This window comes from Butyrivibrio sp. (assembly GCF_024699075.1).
This window is the reverse complement of sequence record NZ_JAILQF010000392.1, coordinates 1-4,067: the sequence shown is the minus strand read 5'-3', so window position 1 is coordinate 4,067 and position 4,067 is coordinate 1. Positions and strand designations below refer to the sequence as shown.

4 protein-coding genes are annotated in these 4,067 nt (G+C 38.6%); all 4 read right to left on the bottom strand.

Translation table 11 applies throughout. The annotated features are described in order from the left end of the window. The coding region (locus K6G87_RS15775; protein ID WP_296839393.1) for a vWA domain-containing protein at positions 1 to 1,637 on the bottom strand (1,637 nt) is incomplete at its 3' end. Between the two features lie 20 nt (positions 1,638 to 1,657). Beyond that, entirely contained in the window at positions 1,658 to 2,356 is a 699-nt protein-coding gene (locus K6G87_RS15770) for a hypothetical protein (protein ID WP_296839392.1), read from the bottom strand. Then, a complete protein-coding gene (locus tag K6G87_RS15765; RefSeq protein ID WP_296839390.1) occupies positions 2,353 to 2,814 on the bottom strand; it encodes a hypothetical protein in 462 nt (153 codons plus the stop codon). The genes K6G87_RS15770 and K6G87_RS15765 overlap by 4 nt, the downstream gene beginning before the upstream one ends. A 121-nt stretch (positions 2,815 to 2,935) precedes the next feature. Continuing rightward, a complete protein-coding gene (locus K6G87_RS15760; protein ID WP_296839389.1) occupies positions 2,936 to 3,754 on the bottom strand; it encodes a hypothetical protein in 819 nt (272 codons plus the stop codon). Between the last annotated feature and the right edge of the window lie 313 nt (positions 3,755 to 4,067).

Genomic DNA, 4,067 nt, shown 5'->3' with positions numbered 1-4,067 from the left:
TCTTCTGAATCAGCATCTATACAGATAGCTTCATTGATCTCTGAAAGGCTCTTTAACTGAGCTTTGTCTGAATCGCTCATCTCATAACCGATTGTATATACAGATATTCCAAGTCCGCCTACGATAGGAGTGATACGGTTTAAGCTGTATCCGGCATTCTGAGCACCATCTGACAATACAAACAACATACAGTTAGCATCAGGAACATCTTTCTTGGCATCAAGGAGCATCTGGAGTCCTACAAGAACTGCATCGTAGGTAGCAGTCTGACCGCCTACATTAAGATCTTTGACCGCGCCGCTGAAATATGCTCTTTGAGTATTATCGAATTTGGCAACCGGAAGATTTATATATACATCATCACTATAACTTACAAGTCCTACATAGTTACTGGAATCAATATACTGCATCGTATTAAGAAGTGAATCCTTAAGTGAATTGATACGAGTACCATTCATAGAGCCTGATATATCTGTGACGAATACTGCGATTGTAGGTCTTGATCCGTTCTTGTTGGTCTTCCATACTTTCTGTGCAGAGAGATAATCAGAACCTGTCATACCATAATCTTCAGATACGTAATCATCATCAAGATTGAAACCTCTGTCAGTAGCCATCTTCTGAGCTTCATCAGTAAGACAATAATCTATGAACATCTTAGCAGCTTCAAGTCTGTCACCTTCTGTCCAGCTGAAGGCATAGGCAGGATGGTCGTGGCGTACACCTGCAGGAGTATATACGTAGTTTTTAAGGTCAGCTGTGTTGATATAGGTCTGCTTCTCCATAACCATGGCATTGATGATGCCTTTTTCTGCAGAAGCCTTGAGTATAGAAGTAGTATATGCTGCAGTTGGCGCATTGTTCTGATACTCTACAAGCTTGGATACTGCATTTTCTGAAAGAGGATCAGCTGAGTCAAAAGAGTGAAGCATGGAGCACAGGATGTTCATACCTGTAGCAGATGTATATGGATTAGTATAAGCGAATACAAGATCACCATCGATGGCTGCTTGAAGTACGCCGTCTACAGTTACTTCGCCGTGTTTTTCTGAATATGTATCATATACATCTTTGGACAAAAGGATACCTGCGGTATTACCTGCAAGTCTGTCAGCAAGGAGAGTGGTGTTGACACCGCTTGCACTGAGCATATCTCCCCACATGTAGTTAGAAGGTATGTATACATCTGGCTTGTAGCCGCCTTCTGTTATGTAAGTAAGAGTCTCGCCTGAAGAGATCTTCCTTATAGAGACGCTTACACTCTGGCCATTGATAGTATAGCCTTCCTTGTTGAAGTTCTGACCTACAGCTACCAGCCATTCATCCGGATAACTGCTACCGGAGAACTCTGAAGGTGCAGCGATCTCGATGTTAATGCTTCCGCTGCCTGTCAGCATCATCTCAAAGGTATCAATATCTGCCAGTGAATCAGCTACTGATGTTTCTGACATATCTACGTCAAGTCTTGGTGATACAGTAGTAGGTTTGATATCCTTTACAAAAGTGTCAAGCTCTGAAACAGCATCATCATAGCTTAGTGCATTGTCCAGAGTTGAGTTTCCGGTCTTGACGCCGGAACAGGCTGTAAGTGATACAGCCAGGACAAGTGAGATTACCCCATTGATTACTTTTTTCATAAGTAACTCCTCCAATTTTTTTAATTATATGAATGCTTTAGGGACATTCCTATAGCATCAGCATATCCTTGGATCATTGTAACTGCATCTGTGTCTTCATTCTGCTCATTGGTATATCTTGCCATCTGCAGAAGGAACTCTTTGGAATTGTTCATAAGCTCTTTGTTATTATCAAGGATTATCTGTGATTCAGAGCTGAACTCATCGCCTGACTCCAGCGCTACATACAGATTGACTATGCTCCTGCAGTTGTGATATACAGCGGATTTAACGCTTCCCATGATTTCTTTCATGTTGGTGAATTCAGACATATCATTGAATTCGAACAGCTTTTCATTTCTCTCTACATACTCATCTATCTGATCCATATCATGTAAGAGAGTAGTTCCTGTGGGAACAAAGCCGCTTTCTTCATTCATTAGATCTCTAATAAGACCACGTACATCTTCTTTTTTCTTGCGGATCTCTTCCTGTCTGGCAGTTTCCTCGGCAGCGAGCTTTTTGAGCCTTGCGCTTTCTTTGGCACGATATCTGATGATCATTAATATACATACAGCTGCGCTTATGATACTAATGGCAAGGCATATGATCGACAGTGCTCTGAAGACTGTTATGCCTGCGTTTATAATGATCTTTGACCTATAATAAAAAACAGCTATTGTAGCAGCTAGAGCTGCGATCATAATGACAGCCTTTTTAATAATATTTACTTTTTTCATACTCTGTAACCATCCCCTTTTTTGATAATATATAATAGATTGGCGACATCAACAGCTTCCTTCTGTTTCTGAGCAAGCATTAGCTTTTGCTTTACAACTTCGCCATTATCGATCTGTGAATCCATGATCTTAATATAATTCTGGATAGTTGCCATATACTGCTGTATCTGCACGAGACTTATCCGTTCAGAATCCGATACTACTTCTCCGATACTTTTTTTATTTTCAATATATGAATTAAGTCCCGCGAAATCCTCGGAAGCCTCTTCGTAGAGCTTTTTGTAAGAACTTATTCCTGCCTTTAGAAAAAGAAGATATGCATCCATCCCCTTTATAGCTGGTCCTATCTCAGTTGCAGAAGGCGTGACTATAAGTTTCTGCCTCGCCTGGAGTTTTGATATACGCTCCGGATACTCTGCAATCTTTCGTTGTAAAGTTTTTATTTGTAATAATTCCATGATATAACTCGCTTTTATAATAATTATAAAATGAATGTCAGTGCTTATCAGCTGCTAAAATACTGCTTTAAAAGCCTGTAATGCGTATAAAAAGATATTTTATAATGTAAAGATAGCGCTGTCAGAATTCATAGCACTCAACTACTATTTGGATCCGGTAGTAATAAGTTCTTTTATCCTGGCAATCATTAATGGTTTTTTCAGAGTCTTCATAGCGCCCTGTTATATCAATATTTGTTAGAATATTAGTATCTGCATCAAAAGTATATCTGACATCATCAATATAGTTGCTGTCTATCTTTTTACTAAAAGCATTTACGAATGGTCTGTAATAATCAAAACCATATGCGTGGTCTTGAGTCAGTACTACTGTAGTATCTGTGCTTTGGGATAGATCTATGTATAGCGAGCACTGATCAAGATCAGGCAGTAGCAGATTCATAAGATCTATATCAGGAATAGGGCTCCAACTATTTCCAAAGGTTCCGGAAGAATTGGTTTTTCCGTTATTTACATTTTGTACCAAAGTGTATCCATAGCGTTCAGATTTGTCATATATTTTGTGATCTAAATACATAGATGTTATGGAGATGTCTTTCTGATCATATGCATCTTCTATTACAAGTGTATTATGATAATCCCTGGTTCCGGAGTATTGTCTTGTAAAAGAGATATTTATATCTTCAGTAGCTGTATAATTATCGACGCCCTTATCGTCAGGAGACATTGTAGGAGTCCAAAAGGTACAATCTATATTACAGCTCCCTGTTCCTGAGACAGATAAATTAGTGGCATAAAAGAGATTTTCTTTGGTGACATCAAACAGATGTGCTATTTTTTCGGCGTTAGGATCAGGCCCCTTTTTAAGGCACCCACATAACATGGTCATAGATAGAGCCATAGTCATAATAAAAGCTACAAATTTTTTTCTCTTAAGCATAAAAAATATCCCACATAAAAATACTTTAACCTGGTGACAAAAATTGGCGTCATCAGGTTAAAATTATAGCATATTTTTAATGATTCTCCGGGATTATTTTATGTGAAAAACAAAAATAGCAAGCATTATAATAAAGCCCCAAAATGTAGATATAGAATTAGTGTATATGAACACTCTTCAATGCTAACATAGGTATAATTTTGAAAAATGGATAATCAGGACTTTTATTACCAAGCAGTCCAACGACCACATTAGCGGATTGGGATTCATCCCTCTGAATGAACTCTTAGCACAAGAAAAGGCGTGACCAAAG